This is a genomic window from Corynebacterium sp. HMSC05H05 (assembly GCF_001807265.1).
In the GTDB taxonomy this organism is placed as follows: domain Bacteria; phylum Actinomycetota; class Actinomycetes; order Mycobacteriales; family Mycobacteriaceae; genus Corynebacterium.
This window is the reverse complement of record NZ_KV788371.1, coordinates 111,691-127,052: the sequence shown is the minus strand read 5'-3', so window position 1 is coordinate 127,052 and position 15,362 is coordinate 111,691. Positions and strand designations below refer to the sequence as shown.

Here is a 15,362-nt window from a genome sequence, read left to right as displayed (position 1 = left end):
GGAAGATATTAGCGCCTGACGCGTATGCTCCCGAGGTATGTCCGCCGAGCAAGACAATCTGACACAGAACCTCCCGGCCGGAGTTGTGCTCGCGGCCACCCCGCTTGGCAACGCGGCGGATGCGTCGCCGCGGCTAGCGCAGGCGCTCGCCACCGCGGACGTGATCGCCGCAGAAGACACACGCCGCACGCGCGCGCTCGCCGCGGCGCTCGGCGTGGAAATCGCTGGGCGAGTGGTGTCCAACTTCGACCACAACGAAGAATCGAGGGTGCGGGAGCTTCTCGACGCCGCACGAGCCGGCACCGTCGTCGTTGTCACCGACGCCGGCATGCCGCTGGTGTCCGACCCCGGCCACTCAATCGTCGCCGCCGCCCACGACGCCGGCGTCCCCGTCACCTGTATCCCGGGACCCTCCGCCGTCACCACGGCCCTGGCGCTTTCGGGGCTTAACGTGGGCCACTTCATCTTCGACGGCTTCGCGCCCCGGAAGACCGGCGCGCGCCGCGCGTGGTTGGAGACACTCGTGCACGAGCGCCGCGCCGTGTGCTGCTTCGAGTCGCCGCACCGCATCGAGCAGTTGCTTCACGACGCCGCGGACGTCCTCGGCGCCGAACGCCGTGCTGCCGTGTGCCGCGAGCTGACCAAAACCTACGAGGAAGTCAAACGCGGCACGCTGGGGGAGCTCGCCGAGTGGGCGGCCGGCGGCGTGCGAGGGGAGATCACGCTGGTGATCGAAGGCGGCACCGGGCAGCAGGCCGAACCCGAGGACTTAGTCGGTCTGGTGCTGGAGCTGGTCGACGGCGGCCAGCGCATGAAAGACGCCGCGAAACAGGTGGCGAAGCAGCACGGAGTGAAGGTCGGAGACCTCTACGATGCCGCGTTGGATGCGCGAAGCTGACGTCGATAAGCAAAAGTTCCCCGCGCGGGCTAGCACAATGGTGTGATCTGCGCTAGCCTGCTTGGGTTCTAGAAAAACCCTGAAAATTTGCGAGGAGAACTATATGTCTCAGCGTGATCTCCAAAGGGATCCCCACGATCCCGACGTGGAGCCGCGGAGTACGGACCCCATCAAGACTGAACGATCTTCCGCAGTCGGCGAGATCGCCGCACTGCTGCGCGCAGACCGCGACGGCGCGCAACCCGATTACACAGACCCCGAGGAAAGCGTCGTTAGCGAAGCCGACGCAGATGACGCCCCTATCAACTGGGGCATCGTCATTCCTCTGGCAGTGATCGTCGCGGCGGTCGTCGGCTGGGGCCTGGCTGCCCCCGACAACTTCTCTAACTTCGCGGACACCGCCTTCGGCTGGGTCATCGACAACCTCGGCTGGGCCTTCGTCCTCGGCGGCACCATCTTCGTCGCCTTCGTCATCGTCATCGCGGCGTCGAACTTCGGCACCATCCGCCTCGGCACCGCCGACGAACGCCCGGAGTTCAAGACAACCTCGTGGATCGCCATGATGTTCGCCGCCGGCATGGGCATCGGCCTGATGTTCTACGGCGCGGCCGAGCCGCTGGCGATGTACACCGACGGTGTGCCGGGCCACGACGAGCACGAAGTCGGCACCGCGATGGCGCAGACCATGTTCCACTGGACGCTGCACCCGTGGGCCGTCTACGCCATCATCGGCCTGGCCATCGCGTACTCGACGTTCCGCCTCGGCCGCAAGCAGCTGTTGTCCAGCGCGTTCATCCCGCTGATCGGCGAGAAGGCAGCCAACGGCTGGCTGGGCAAGCTCATCGACGCCTTCGCGGTGTTCGCCACCATCTTCGGCACCGCCTGCTCCCTGGGCCTTGGCGCGCTGCAGATCAGCTCCGGCCTGGAAGCCTCCGGTTTCGTGGACAACCCGTCCAACAAGTTGATCATCGGCATCGTGGCTGTGCTTACCCTGGCGTTTTTGCTGTCCGCAATGTCGGGCGTGTCCAAGGGCATCCAGTGGCTGTCCAACACAAACATGGTCGTCGCCGCAATCCTGGCGATCTTCGTGTTCGTGTTCGGCCCGACCGTGGCGCAGCTGAACATGTTGCCGACCTCCGTGGGCAGCTACCTGCAGAACTTCTTCGAAATGGCAGCCCGCACCGCTGAGAGCTCCGACGGCCAGGCCGGCGAGTTCCTCTCCAGCTGGACCATCTTCTACTGGGCATGGTGGATCTCCTGGTCCCCGTTCGTGGGCACCTTCCTGGCGCGCATTTCCCGCGGCCGCACCGTGCGCGAGTTCTGTCTCGGCGTGATGCTGGTGCCGGCTGGCCTGTCCACCGTGTGGTTCGCCATCTTCGGCGGCACCGCTATCAAGATGGAGCAAAATGGCGAGTCCATCGTCGGCGGCGGCTCCAACGAAGAGCAGCTGTTCAACCTGCTGCACTCGATGCCGGGAGGCTACGTCATGGGCGTGTTCGCCCTGATCCTTCTGGGCACCTTCTTCATCACCTCGGCGGACTCCGCGTCCACCGTGATGGCGTCTATGACCCAGTCCGGTAAGACCGAGCCGAAGCCGTGGCTCGCCGCAATGTGGGGCCTGGCCACCGCATTCGTCGGCCTGACGCTTTTGATCTCCGGTGGCTCGGACGCGCTGAACTCGCTACAGTCCGTGACCATCGTGGCCGCAACGCCGTTCTTGATCATCCTGATCGTGCTGATGTTCGCGATTGTCAAGGACATGTCCAACGACACGATCTACCTGGACAAGAAGGAGCAGGAGCGTTTCGCCCGCCAGCTGGCCATCGAGCGCCGCATGCACCGCGACCAGCAGCAGCTGGAAGCCCGCAAGGCGCAGGTCAAGGAGATACTCAAACCGCGTTCCCGCTAGGAGCGTTTGCTTGACGACGTTCTAAAGTTGCGCCCCGCTTAAGCAGTGCAGTGCTTAAGCGGGGCATAACTTATGCTGAGAGCCATGACTTCTTCCGAGACCAACAACAACGTTCTTGTGTGCGTTGCGTGGCCGTACGCCAACGGCCCGCGCCATATCGGCCACGTCGCAGGCTTCGGCGTGCCCTCCGATGTCTTCGCCCGCTTCCAGCGAATGTCCGGCAAGAACGTGCTCATGGTCTCCGGCACCGACGAGCACGGCACACCACTTTTGGTGCAGGCCGATAAGGAAGGCGTGACCGTCAAGGAGCTGGCGGACCGCTACAACAAGCAGATCGTGGAGGACCTGGCGGGCCTGGGCCTGTCCTACGACCTGTTCACCCGCACCACCACCCGAAACCACTACGCCGTGGTGCAGGAGCTCTTCCGCGGGCTGAACGAGAACGGCTACATGATCCGGGAGACCACGCAGGGCGCGATCTCCCCGTCGACGGGCCGCACGCTGCCGGACCGCTACATCGAAGGCACCTGCCCGATCTGCGGCGCCACCGACGCCCGCGGCGACCAGTGCGACACTTGCGGCAACCAGCTCGACCCGGCGGACCTGATCAACCCGGTGTCCAAAATCAACGGCGAGGCGCCGGAGTTCATCGAGACCGAGCACTTCATGCTCGACCTGCCTGCGCTGCACGACGCGCTGGAGCAGTGGCTTTCCACACGCCAAGAGTGGCGCCCGAACGTGCTGAAATTCTCCCTGAACCTGCTGGAGGATATGCGCCCGCGCGCCATGACCCGCGACATCGACTGGGGCATCCCGATCCCGGTGGAGGACTGGCAGGACAACCCGTCGAAGAAGCTCTACGTCTGGTTCGATGCCGTGGTGGGCTACCTGTCTGCGTCGATTGAGTGGGCGCACCGCTCCGGCAACCCGGAGGCCTGGAAGGACTTCTGGCAGGACCCGGCCACCGAGGGCTACTACTTCATGGGCAAGGACAACATCACCTTCCACTCCCAGATCTGGCCGGCGGAGCTGCTCGGCTACGCGGGCAAGGGCGCCAAGGGCGGCGCTGCCGGCGAGCTCGGCGAGCTGAACCTGCCCACCGAGGTCGTCTCGTCCGAGTTCCTCACCATGTCCGGCTCGAAGTTCTCCTCGTCCAAGGGCGTGGTCATCTACGTCAAGGACTTTTTGGCCGAGTTCGGTCCGGACCCGCTGCGCTACTTCATCGCCGTCGCGGGTCCTGAGAACAACGACACGGACTTCACCTGGGATGAGTTTGTCCGCCGCGTGAACAACGAGCTGGCCAACGGCTGGGGCAACCTGGTCAACCGCACCGTGTCCATGGCGCACAAGAACTTCGGCCAGGTCCCGGCGCCCGGCCCGCTTGAGGCCTCCGACGAGCGCATCCTGAACCTCGCGGCCGAGACGTTCACCACCGCCGGCGAGGAGCTGGGCAAGGCCCACTTCAAGTCCGCGATCACGAAGATCATGCACGTTGTCGGCGAGGCCAACGCCTACATCGCGGAGCAGGAGCCGTGGAAGCTGGCCAAGGACGACACCAAGCGCGAGCGCCTGGCCACCGTACTGTGGACCGCGCTGCAGGTCGTCTCCGACTGCAACGCCATGCTCACCCCGTTTTTGCCGCACACCGCGCAGAAGGTCCACGAGACCCTGGGCCGCACCGGCATCTGGGCGGCCGAGCCGCGGGTCGAAGAGGTCGTGGACGACGAGGAGTTCAACCTCGTCGGCGCCGGCCTGCCGGAGAAGGGCCAGACCTACCTGACCATCACCGGCGACTACTCCCAGCAGCAGGCCGTGTGGCGGCGCGTGGACGTCACCCCGGGCACGGAGCTGTCCAAGCCGCAGCCGCTGATTGCCAAGCTGGACCCGGAGCTGGGCGAGACCGGCCCGGAGTGGGCGCCGGTGCAGTAGCGCGGCGGTGCCGGCGGCTGCCCGCTGACAGCCCACCACCCAGCCTCTTCCCACCCTCTTCCGCCAGATCCAGCTAGTAAGACCCAGCTAATCGGCTCCTGGGGGCGATTATCTGGTCCTAGGTAGCTGGATCCGCGCGTTGGAGGGCGTTTGGGGCGAGTGCGGCGGGGCGGCGCGGGAACATAATTGCTACAGCTGCTCGCCGAGCCACGATCGCGCCGAGGCGAGCATGGCCTTGACCACGGGCACGTCGAACGCCCACAGCTCGATCGCGTGCGGCGCGCCTTCGACGATTTCGAGCTGGGCGGGCACGCCGGCGTCGCGAAGCCGCCGGGTGTAGGCACAGATCTCCTCGTAGAAGAGCTCGATGTCTCCGGTGGACAGCCATGCCGGGGGAAGCCCCGACAGGTCCGCGCGACGGGCAGGGACTGCGTACTCCGGCACCGTCTCCAGCCCGGGCGCCTGGCCCAGGTAGGACGTCCAGGCGTAGCGGGTTTGCGCGTTGTTGGCCACGGGCCGGTCGCGGGGGAGGTCGCGGCGGCGGTCGGCGGTGGGGCGGTCGTCCAGCATCGGGCAGAAGAGCCACTGGGCGCGGGGCAGCGGGCCGTGCTTTTCGGCAGGCTCGTCGTAAAGCCGCTGGCAGGCTGCAGCCGCCAACCCGCCGCCGGAGCTTTCGCCGCCGATGGCGAACGGTTCGCCGAACTCGTCGGCGCGGGTGTGCATCCACGCCCACGTGTCCAGCGCGGCGTCGAGGCCTGCGGGGAACGGGTGTGCAGGAGAGAGCGGGTAGCGCGGGGCCACCACGGTCACGCCCACCTCGGCGGCGGTGTTCGCGCACAGCGGCCCGTCCTGGGCTGGGTGGCCGATGATGTGGCCGCCGCCGTGCAGCCACAACAGCGCGCCTCTCGGGTTGCGCGGCCGGAAGATGAGAGTGTGCCCGTGCCGGATCAGCTGCACGCCCTCGCGGCGGGGGATGGGAAAGAGCGTCTGGCCGTGGGTGGCCAGCCAGCGGGTCGCGCCGCGTTCCACCGACGGGTGAGGGATCAGCCGCGCGCGCCTGCGCAGCTCCGGCCGCACGAGCGGCATGATCGATTCCAGCGCAGGAACCGGCGCAGGATCAGTCATAGGAACTGCCCGAGGAACTTGGTCAACGTGCCGGGTTCCTCGTCCTCGAAGCGCTGGTCCACCACCACGAGCGGCGCGGTGTATTTCTCGCCGGCGCTGCCGACGTCTTTGGCGACGACGAGGTCGGTGCCGTAGTCGTCGATAAGCAATTGCCACTTGTACCCCTCGCGCACGAGCGCCTGGCCGAGTGCGGTGCCGTACAGCCGCGCGGTGTCGCCGCGGGGGAAGCCGCGGCGCACGTCCGGCGGTAACGCGAGGTAGTCGGCGAGTTCGGCCTCGAAGGACTCCACGATGTCGGCGGGCGCGCCGTTGATGCCGCGGCCGGCGGCTTCGGCCAGGTCGGCCTCGATCTGGGTCTGGGTGGCTGAGTCGATGTCTTCAAATGCCATAGGGTGCATCGTATGAGCAAAAAGAAACCGCGTCCCACACCCGTGCCCGCCGAGCCGATTGCCGGGCTGATTGACGCGCACACGCACCTCGCGTCCTGCGGAGCGCGCGGCGCCGAAGAAGTGGATGCGTTCGTCGAGCGCGCCCTGGCCGCCGGCGTGGAACGCATCTGCACCGTCGGCGACGGTCTCGAGGAGGCCGAGCTTGCGCTTCAGGCCGCCCACTTCAACGAGCGCGTGTTCGCGGCGTGCGCCATCCACCCGACGAGGGCGCATGAGCTTGACGACGTTGCTCGCGCCCGCCTGACGGAGATGGCCGCCGACGAGCGTTGTGTCGCGGTGGGCGAGACCGGCATCGACACCTACTGGCTCAAGCACGACGCGGAAGGCACCGCGCCGCTTGAGGTGCAGGAGGAGGCATTTCGCTGGCACATCGATTTGGCCTGCGAGTCGGGCAAGGCGCTGATGATCCACAACCGCGAGGGAGATGCGGAGATGCTGCGCATTCTTGATAGCGCCCCGCGGCCCGAGCACGTGATTTTGCACTGCTTCTCCTCACCGCTGGATGTGGCGCGGGAGGCGATCGAGCGCGGTTACGTGCTCAGCTTTGCCGGCAACGTGACGTTCAAGCGCAACGAAGAGCTGCGAGAGGCGGCGGCGCTGGCACCGGCGGGGCAGCTGCTGGTGGAAACGGATGCGCCGTACATGACCCCGGAGCCGTTCCGCGGCGCGAAAAACGAGCCGTCGCTGATCGGGCACACGGCCGAGGTTGTGGCCGAGGCGCGCGGCATGGAAGTGGCCGATGTGGCGCGTGAGATTGCAGAGACGTTCTCGCGGGTCTACGGGGTGTGACCTGGCACGTCGGTCCTTGAAACCCCGCGGGCGTTACCGTATCGTTACCCGGGTTATTGGCTGAACACCTTCAGCTGAGCCGACCCGTGAGGAAACACATGTCCCGTCAGATCAAGCGGATCAACCCGAAGAGCACCGCCACCAAGCGCGCCGTCGCCGGCACCGTCGCCGGCGCCGTCCTGGTCGGCGGCGCGGGCACGGCACTTGCCACCCAGAAGCAGGTCACCGTCGACGTCAACGGCGAGGAGACCAACGTGCGCACCTACGCCGCGGACGTGGCGGGCGCGCTGAACTCCGCCGGTGTCGAGGTCGCGCCGGAAGACCTGGTCTACCCCGCGCCTGGGGAGAAGCTGGCCAGCGGCGACACCGTCACCGTGCGCACCGCGAAGCCGGTCGCCGTGGTCATCGATGGCGTTGCGCAGGAGATTACGTCGACTGCAGGCACCGTCGGCGAGCTGATCGACCAGGCAGGCGTCGCCGGTCACTCCGCTGTGGACGTGGACCGCGACCAGCCGGTCACCCACGGCATGAACTTGGACGTGACCACCCCGAAGATCGTCGCGCTGCGCGACGGCGGCGAGCTGACCTACGTCTCGGCCGCGGCGAAGACCGTCGGCGACCTGCTTGCCGCGCGCGGCGTCACCTTCGACACCGACGACCGCCTCAACGTCGCGCTCACCGACGCCATCGAGCCCGGCATGGAGATCGTGCTCGACCGCGTCAGCACCGTGGACCGCCCAGAGACCGTCGTGGTGGAGGCCCCCGCGGAGTACGTCGACGACGACTCGCTCGACGAGGGCACCGAAGAGGTCCGCGAGAAGGGCGAGCAGGGCGAGACCAAGGTCGTCCACCGCACCGTCACCGTCAACGGTCAAGTCGAGTCCGAAGGCGTGGCCGAAGAAAAGGAAGTGAAGAAGGCCAAGCCGGCGCTTATCGCCCGCGGCACGAAGCAGGCTGGCAACACTGGCGCAGCCGCGCCCGCGGTGGCCTCCGGCAGCGTGTGGGATTCGCTGGCGCAGTGCGAAGCCGGCGGCGACTGGTCCATCAACACCGGCAACGGCTTCTCCGGCGGGCTGCAGTTCACCCCGTCCACCTGGGCAGGCCACGGCGGCACCGCGTACGCGCCGAGCGCGCACCTGGCCACCCGCGAGCAGCAGATCGCCATCGCCGAGCGCGTCCAGGCCTCCCAGGGCTGGGGTGCCTGGCCGGCCTGCACCGCGAGCCTAGGTATCCGCTAGATGGCAGAAGCGCAACTTCTAGGGCCCGCCGAGATCCGCGAGCTCGCCGCCGAGCTGGACGTCACCCCGACGAAGAAGCTGGGGCAGAACTTCCTGCACGACCCCAACACCGTGCGCCGCATCGTCGCGGCGGCGGAGCTTGGCCCCGACGACCACGTGGTCGAGGTCGGACCGGGACTCGGCTCGCTCACCCTGGGGTTGATTGACACTGCCGCGAGCGTCACCGCCCTCGAGATCGACCCGCGCCTGGCCGGGCGCCTGCCCAAAACTGTTGGCGAGTTCGCCCCGGATTACGCCGAGCGGCTGACCGTGATCAACACCGACGCGCTGAAGGCTGCCCGCGCCGACTTCGACGCTGCGCCGACCGCCTTGGTGGCGAACCTGCCCTACAACGTCTCGGTGCCGGTGCTGCTGCATTTGCTGGCGGAGTTGCCGTCGATACGCAGGGTGCTCGTGATGGTGCAAAAGGAAGTCGCCGACCGGCTTGCCGCCCAGCCCGGCTCGAAGATCTACGGCGTGCCCAGCGTCAAGGCCGCCTTCTACGGCGACGTCTCGCGTGCTGGCACCATCGGCAAGCACGTGTTCTGGCCGGCGCCGAACATCGAGTCGGGGCTGGTACGCATCGACGTCGCAGCCGACGCCCCGCGCGAGCTGCGCGAGACCATCTTCCCGCTGGTGGACGCCGCCTTCGCCCAGCGCCGCAAGACGCTGCGCTCCACGCTGTCCGGCATCTACGGCTCGGCCGCGGCCGCGGAGGACGCGCTGCGCGCCGCCGGCATCGACCCGGGGCTTCGCGGCGAGAAGCTCACCGTCGCAGACTTCATCCGGCTGGGGGAGGCGCGGCATGACTGAAAGCGCAGTGCGTGAGATCGTCGCCTCCGCGCCGGGCAAGGTGAACCTGCACCTCGGCGTGGGCGAGGCGCGCACGGACGGCTACCACGACCTGGTCAGCGTCTTCCACGCGGTGGACCGGCGCGAGGTGGTGCGCTTGCTTTACGACGGCACCCCCGTGGACGGCCCAGCCGTGCAATCCATGCACACCACGTTCTTCGTGGACGAGCCCGACGAGGACATCGACGGGCCGAGCAACCTGGCCTGGTGCGCCGTCGAAGCCGTGGTGGCGCGCGCGGGCGTGGCGGTGCCGCGCGTGCGCATCGAGGTGGACAAGCACGTCTTCGTCGCCGGCGGCATGGCGGGCGGCTCCGCCGATGCGGCCGCCGCGCTGGTGGCTGCCAACGCGCTGGTGGCCGAATACGGCGAGCCGCTGCCGGACGAGGTGTTGGGTGAGATCGCGGCGTCGCTCGGCGCGGACGTGCCCTTTTCGCTCATGGGCGGCACCGCGCTCGGCACCGGCCGCGGCGATGAGCTGGTGGAGATGCTTTCGCGCGGCCGCCTGCACTGGGTGTTCATCAACCCGAAAATCGGCATCAACACCGGGGGAGCCTTCTCGCTTCTCGACGACCTCCGGCACGGCAACCCCGCCCTGCTGCCCCACATGGACGCCACCGAGCTGTCCCAGGCGCTGACCTCCGGCGACGTGGCACGTGTCGCCGCCGCGATGCACAACGACTTAGAAGCACCCGCACTGTCGATGCGTCCGGTGCTCAAACGCGTGCTCGGCGTGGCTGGGGAAGCGGGCCGCCGCGCGGTTGTCTCCGGCTCCGGGCCCACGGTGGCCGTGCTGTGCGACGACGCCGACGCCGCGCGCTTCGCCGCCGAGCACCTGGCGGAGCGCTTCGACGGCTACGAGGTCTTCGTCGCGGAAGGCCCGGACCACGGTGCGGTGGTGGAGAAGGTGGGTTAACCGGAGGCGTCGATAGGCGGGCGCCTGCGTAAGATTGCAAGCCATATGGCTAACCTGATCAACCTGGAAAACGTCTCCAAAACGTGGGGGCTGAAAACGCTTCTCGACGGCGTCTCGCTCGGCGTGCAGACCGGCGAGCGCATCGGCATCGTCGGCGTCAACGGCGGCGGCAAAACCACCCTGCTTGAGGTGCTCACCGGCATCGAGCCACCGGACGCGGGCCGCGTGTCGCACACCTCGGACCTGCGCATGGCGGTGGTCACGCAGCGCTTCACGCTCGATAGTGCGCTTACGGTGGGCCAGGCGGTCGTCGAGCCGCTGGGGCTGCAGACCTTTGAGTGGGCCTCCAGCGCCCGCGTGCGCGAGGTGCTCCAAGGCACCGGTGTGGCGGAGCTTGGCCTGGACACCCCGGTGGGGCAGCTCTCCGGCGGCGAGCGCCGGCGAGTGAACCTCGCCGCCGCGCTCGTGCAGGACCTGGACCTGGTAGTGCTGGACGAGCCGACCAACCACCTCGACGTCGAGGGCGTCCAATGGCTCGCCGACCATCTACTCTCGCGCAAAGTCGCCGTCGTGGTGGTCACCCACGACCGCTGGTTCCTCGACACCGTGGCCACCCTGACCTGGGAGGTCCACGACGGCACCGTCGACGTCTACGAGGGCGGCTACAACGACTGGACCTTCGCCCGCGCCGAGCGCGCTCGCCAGGCCGATGCGATTGAGCAACGCCGCCAGAACCTCGCCCGCAAGGAGCTGGCGTGGCTGCGCCGCGGCGCGCCGGCGCGCACCTCCAAGCCGCGCTACCGCATCGAGGCCGCCGAAGCCCTGATCAAGGACGTCCCACCCCCGCGCGACACCGTCGAACTCATGGCGTTTTCGAAGCAGCGCCAGGGCCGCGTGGTCATCGAACTCGAAGACGCGCGCATCGACGCCCCGGACGGCCGCACGCTGGTCGACCACCTCACCTGGCGCCTCGCACCCGGCGAGCGCATCGGCCTCGTCGGCGTCAACGGCTCCGGCAAAACCACCCTGCTGCGCACGCTTGCCGGGGAGTACCCGCTGGCCGCCGGCAAACGCATCGAGGGGCAGACCACCCGCATCGGCTGGCTGCGCCAAGAACTCGACGACCTCGACCCGGAGCGCCGCGTCATCGACGCCGTCGAGGACGTCGCCACCTACATCTCCCTCGGCAAAAAGGAACTGTCCGCATCGCAGCTCGCCGAACGCCTCGGATTCTCCCCGAAGCGCCAGCGCACCCCCGTGCGCGACCTCTCCGGCGGCGAGCGCCGCCGCCTACAACTGACCCGCGTGCTCATGGCGGAGCCGAACGTGTTGCTTCTCGACGAGCCCACCAACGACCTCGACATCGACACCCTCCAAGAGCTGGAGAACCTCCTCGACTCCTGGCCCGGCACCCTGGTGGTCATCTCCCACGACCGCTACCTGATCGAGCGCATCGCCGATTCCGCCTACGCGCTGTTCGGCGACGGGAAACTCACCAACCTGCCCGGCGGCATCCAGCAGTACCTGGACCAGCGCGCCGACCAGGCCCGCACTGCCGGCGTGCTGGATCTGGGGCAGGGGCAACCGGAGGCCGTCGAGAAGCAGATGAGCTCCCAAGAGGAGCGCGAGCTGCAGAAGAAGATGAAGGCGCTCGAGCGCAAGATCGCCAAGGAAAACGAGCGGGCCGAAGCACTCGAGACCGAGATCGCCGCGCTTTCCGAGGCCGGCGACTTCGACGCCATCGGCGCCAAAACCAAAGAGCTCACCGCGGTGAAGGATGCGCGCGAGGAGCTCGAGATGGAATGGCTCGAACTCGGCGAGAAGCTCGAAGGCTAGGGTGGGGCGCATGATTTTGATCAACGTACGATTCAAGCCCCTGCCCGAACACGTCGACAACTTCCGCGAACTGGTCAAGGACTTCACCGACGCCTCCCGCGCCGAAGAAGGCAACATCTTCTTCGACTGGTACCGCAACGAAGACAACCCCGACGAATACCTGCTCATCGAAGCATTCCAGGACGACGCCGCCGAAGCCCACGTCAACTCCGAGCACTTCAAGGCCGCCCAGGAATTCTTCCCCACGATCCTCAAAGAGACCCCCACCATCATCAACACCCTCATCGAGGGCAAGACCGAGTGGGACGAAATGGCGGAGTTCAGGGTCTCCTAAGGGGTAGTGCGCACGTAGCGCAAGCTACCCCCGAGGTGTGACCCGCGGGGCACCCATAGCTTACGATGTTGCGCGTCACATAAGTTTCCCGCAATCGAAAGGGGTGTCCCCGTGACCGCACCTCAACCCGCCAACGGCGGATCCACCGCGGCCGACGTGCCCGAAAAGGCTCCCGCCGCGGCACGTGGCATCGGCCCCATGGTCGGCGCAATCTTCCTCATGGCGACCTCCGCCATCGGCCCCGGCTTCCTCACCCAAACCTCCGTCTTCACCGTGCAGATGGGCGCGGCGTTCGCGTTCGCGATCTTGCTGTCCATCCTGGTAGACATCGTGATCCAGCTCAACGTCTGGCGCATCCTCGGCGTGTCCGGGCTGCGCGCCAGCGAACTGGCCAACTCTGTGTTGCCCGGCCTCGGCTGGTTCTTGGCCATCCTCGTGGGCATCGGCGGCCTCGTGTTCAACATCGGCAACATCGCCGGCACCGGGCTCGGCGTGCAGGCGCTCAGCGGCGGGGCGATTGACCCGAAGATCGGCGGTGCCATCTCCGCTGTGATCGCGATTGTCGTGTTCCTGTGGAAGCGTGCGGGGGCCGCACTGGACGTCATCGTCGGCATCCTTGGCGCGCTGATGATCCTGCTCATGCTCTACGTCGCCATCTCGTCCAACCCGCCGGTGGCTGAGGCTGTGAAACAGTCGGTTGCGCCGGACGAGGTCGACTTCAAGGTCATCACCACACTCATCGGCGGCTCCATCGGCGGCTACATCGTCTTCGCCGGCGTGCACAGGCTCATCGACGCCGGCCACACCGGCCCCGACAACATGGACTACATCTCCCGCTCCGCCGTGACCGGCATTATCGTCACCGGCATCATGCGCGTGCTGCTGTTCCTCGCGGTGCTCGGTGTCGTGGCCACCGGTGTGGCACTGTCCAAGGACAACACCGCGGCCGACGTGTTCTACCAGGCCGCAGGTGAAACTGGCCGGCGCATGTTCGGGCTGGTGCTGTGGGCGGCGGGCCTATCGTCGGTGATCGGCGCGTCGTTCACTTCCATCTCGTTTTTGACCAAGCAGGGGTTCGACCCGAAGAAGCGCGGCTGGCTCACCGTCGGCTTCATCGTGATCTCGACGGTGATCTTCCTCTTCGTCGGTTCTGCCCCGCAGAAGCTTTTGATCTTTGCCGGCGCGTTCAACGGCCTGATCCTGCCGGTTGGTTTCGCGGTCGTGCTCTATGCTGGCTTCTTCCGCCGCGATCTGCTTCGCGGGTACAAGCCGCCGATGTGGATGCTCGTGCTCGGCGCCATCACGCTTATCGGGTGTGCGTGGATGGGGTGGAGCTCCATCAGCACGCTGCCGAAGCTGTGGGCGTAGTCTTGGGGCATGTACGCCTCCTACACCCCAGCGCAAGCCCGCGCGTTGTTTCGCACTACTGATGTGGCGACAACGGCGGGCTTTTCCGCTGGTTATGTCCAGGCCAATCTGATCGCGCTGGATAAAAAGTACGCGTTTGATTTCTTGTTGTTCGCGCAGCGCAACCCGAAGCCGTGCCCGCTGCTCGGGGTGCTGGAGCCGGGCGAGGTGTCGTCGCCGTTGCTCGCGGGCGGCGACATCCGCACCGACATTCCGTCCTACCGGGTGTTTTCGCACGGCTCGCTTATCGACGAACCAACGGATGCCACCGCCTACTGGACCGAGGACACTGTCGCGTTTGTAATTGGCTGCTCGTTTACGTTCGAGCAGGCTTTGGTGGACAACGGCGTGCCGGTGGCCCACATCGAGCAGGGCGTGAACGTGCCGATGTACCTGACCAACATCGACTGCGAACCGGCCGGGGTGTTCAGCGGGAAGATGGTTGTCTCCATGCGGCCCATCCCAGCGGGGCTGGTGGCGGACGCAGTGAGGATCACGTCGCGTTACCCGGCAGTGCATGGTGCCCCGGTGCATGTGGGGGAGCCGGGCTTGATCGGCATCGACGATCTGGGCGCGCCCGATTTCGGTGACGCGGTGGACATTCCCGCGGGCTGGGTGCCGGTGTTCTGGGCGTGCGGAGTGACGCCGCAGTCGATCGTGATGCACTCGAAGCCGGAGCTGGCGATCTGCCATTCGCCAGGCAAGATGCTCATCACCGACGTGCGGGATGTGGCCTACCAGGTTCCCTAAAGGGTGCCACTGTGAATAACTTTGGGGCTTCTGTGGCGAGTTATCCACAGATTTCGGTTCGGGGGGGTTGTGTGGGGTTGCGCTTGTTTTAGTGTTCGTGGCATGAACCCGTTCGACGCGTTTATCGAGGCGATGGCCGCAGCATCCATGGAGACCCTGCGGCACGTCGACCTGTCTATTGCCCTGGGTGCCGGCATGGCGCCGGATCGGGCACGCGCGTGGGACGGGATGCAGAAGGTGTACTACGGGCCGACCAAATTCACCCGCAAACAGGCTTTGGCAGTACAGAAGGCCCGCGGGTTCTCCCTGGACGAGCTGGCGTTGATTGAACGCCGCGTCGGTGGTGTCAAGGACACCAGCGAGCGGTGGCGGCTGCGCTTGGAGTTGCTGGATGTGACCGGCGGGTACCGCGCGATCGAGCGCGCCGCACGAGAGTTGGTGCCCCGCGAGGACACGGCGCCGAAAAAGAAACAGGTCGCCTTCTCCGCGCCGAACAACGGCCGGGCGCGCATCACCATCTACACCACCGACCGCAAAGCCGCAGACTTAGAGCATCGCCTGCGGCAAGGCATCGACGCCACACTTCCGGCGGCGCCCCAGATGGAGGAGGCGTTCTGGCGCATCGTCGAAGGCGAAACCGGCGGAGTGGTTGCTGCGGCACCACGCCCGATTGTGATGGTGCCGATTTCTGAACACGCACGCATCCTGGCGGGCGATGGCGACGACGTCATCCTCACGCTGACCGACGGCACCACCATGACTGGCGCCGAATACCTCCAGCAAGAGTTCGGCGAGACGTTGGAGGTCGCAGCGTTCCACCCGGAGCAAGGCGCGGTGAATCTGTACGACACCGAGCGCTCCGCCAACCAGAAACAGCGCGATATGGCCTGCATG

14 protein-coding genes are annotated in these 15,362 nt (G+C 66.9%); 12 read left to right on the top strand and 2 right to left on the bottom strand.

Annotated features, from left to right (window positions below):
• Nucleotides 1-37 precede the first annotated feature (37 nt).
• The 3 genes from rsmI to metG all read left to right on the top strand — a co-directional run bounded on the left by rsmI (nt 38) and on the right by metG (nt 4,736).
• On the top strand, nt 38-898 hold the full coding sequence (rsmI, locus tag HMPREF3151_RS01930; protein ID WP_070472813.1) for a 16S rRNA (cytidine(1402)-2'-O)-methyltransferase: 861 nt from the start codon (nt 38-40) through the stop codon (nt 896-898).
• 103 nt (nt 899-1,001) lie between these two features.
• Nucleotides 1,002-2,807, top strand: a complete 1,806-nt coding sequence (locus HMPREF3151_RS01925; protein WP_070472810.1) for a BCCT family transporter — start codon at nt 1,002-1,004, stop codon at nt 2,805-2,807.
• Nucleotides 2,808-2,891: 84 nt separating this feature from the next.
• Nucleotides 2,892-4,736 carry a methionine--tRNA ligase gene (gene metG / locus HMPREF3151_RS01920; RefSeq protein ID WP_070473069.1) on the top strand — a complete coding sequence of 615 codons (1,845 nt, stop codon included), beginning with the start codon at nt 2,892-2,894 and terminating at the stop codon, nt 4,734-4,736.
• Nucleotides 4,737-4,925: 189 nt separating this feature from the next.
• Here metG and HMPREF3151_RS01915 read toward each other — a convergent pair whose 3' ends face one another.
• Both HMPREF3151_RS01915 and HMPREF3151_RS01910 read right to left on the bottom strand, forming a co-directional pair.
• Nucleotides 4,926-5,861, bottom strand: coding sequence for an alpha/beta hydrolase (locus HMPREF3151_RS01915; protein WP_210383702.1), 936 nt, complete (start codon nt 5,859-5,861; stop codon nt 4,926-4,928).
• Nucleotides 5,858-6,250, bottom strand: a complete 393-nt coding sequence (locus HMPREF3151_RS01910) for a DUF3806 domain-containing protein (RefSeq protein ID WP_070472804.1) — start codon at nt 6,248-6,250, stop codon at nt 5,858-5,860. The genes HMPREF3151_RS01915 and HMPREF3151_RS01910 overlap by 4 nt, the downstream gene beginning before the upstream one ends.
• Before the next feature lie 12 nt (nt 6,251-6,262).
• On the opposite strand from HMPREF3151_RS01910, the gene HMPREF3151_RS01905 reads away from it, so the two are divergent.
• The 9 genes from HMPREF3151_RS01905 to HMPREF3151_RS01865 form a co-directional block, all read left to right on the top strand.
• The gene (locus tag HMPREF3151_RS01905) at nt 6,263-7,099 is read left to right on the top strand and encodes a TatD family hydrolase (RefSeq protein WP_070472801.1); all 837 of its coding nucleotides are present in this window, start codon (nt 6,263-6,265) and stop codon (nt 7,097-7,099) included.
• 98 nt (nt 7,100-7,197) lie between these two features.
• Nucleotides 7,198-8,337: a resuscitation-promoting factor gene (locus HMPREF3151_RS01900; RefSeq protein ID WP_070472797.1), complete on the top strand. Its 1,140-nt coding sequence runs from the start codon at nt 7,198-7,200 to the stop codon at nt 8,335-8,337.
• Nucleotides 8,338-9,189 (top strand): 16S rRNA (adenine(1518)-N(6)/adenine(1519)-N(6))-dimethyltransferase RsmA, encoded by an 852-nt coding sequence (rsmA, locus tag HMPREF3151_RS01895; RefSeq protein WP_070472793.1) that lies wholly within the window; start codon nt 8,338-8,340, stop codon nt 9,187-9,189.
• Nucleotides 9,182-10,141 carry a 4-(cytidine 5'-diphospho)-2-C-methyl-D-erythritol kinase gene (locus tag HMPREF3151_RS01890; protein WP_070472790.1) on the top strand — a complete coding sequence of 320 codons (960 nt, stop codon included), beginning with the start codon at nt 9,182-9,184 and terminating at the stop codon, nt 10,139-10,141. Before rsmA ends, HMPREF3151_RS01890 begins: the two co-directional genes overlap by 8 nt.
• Nucleotides 10,142-10,186: 45 nt before the next feature.
• Nucleotides 10,187-11,977, top strand: coding sequence for an ABC-F family ATP-binding cassette domain-containing protein (locus HMPREF3151_RS01885; RefSeq protein ID WP_070472787.1), 1,791 nt, complete (start codon nt 10,187-10,189; stop codon nt 11,975-11,977).
• A 10-nt stretch (nt 11,978-11,987) separates the two neighbouring features.
• Nucleotides 11,988-12,311 carry a putative quinol monooxygenase gene (locus HMPREF3151_RS01880; RefSeq protein ID WP_070473066.1) on the top strand — a complete coding sequence of 108 codons (324 nt, stop codon included), beginning with the start codon at nt 11,988-11,990 and terminating at the stop codon, nt 12,309-12,311.
• 198 nt (nt 12,312-12,509) lie between these two features.
• A complete protein-coding gene (locus tag HMPREF3151_RS01875) occupies nt 12,510-13,679 on the top strand; it encodes an NRAMP family divalent metal transporter (protein ID WP_070473064.1) in 1,170 nt (389 codons plus the stop codon).
• A 9-nt stretch (nt 13,680-13,688) separates the two neighbouring features.
• Nucleotides 13,689-14,468, top strand: coding sequence for a putative hydro-lyase (locus HMPREF3151_RS01870; RefSeq protein WP_070472785.1), 780 nt, complete (start codon nt 13,689-13,691; stop codon nt 14,466-14,468).
• A 102-nt stretch (nt 14,469-14,570) separates the two neighbouring features.
• On the top strand, nt 14,571-15,362 hold a 792-nt coding region (locus HMPREF3151_RS01865; RefSeq protein ID WP_168160582.1), incomplete at its 3' end, for an HNH endonuclease.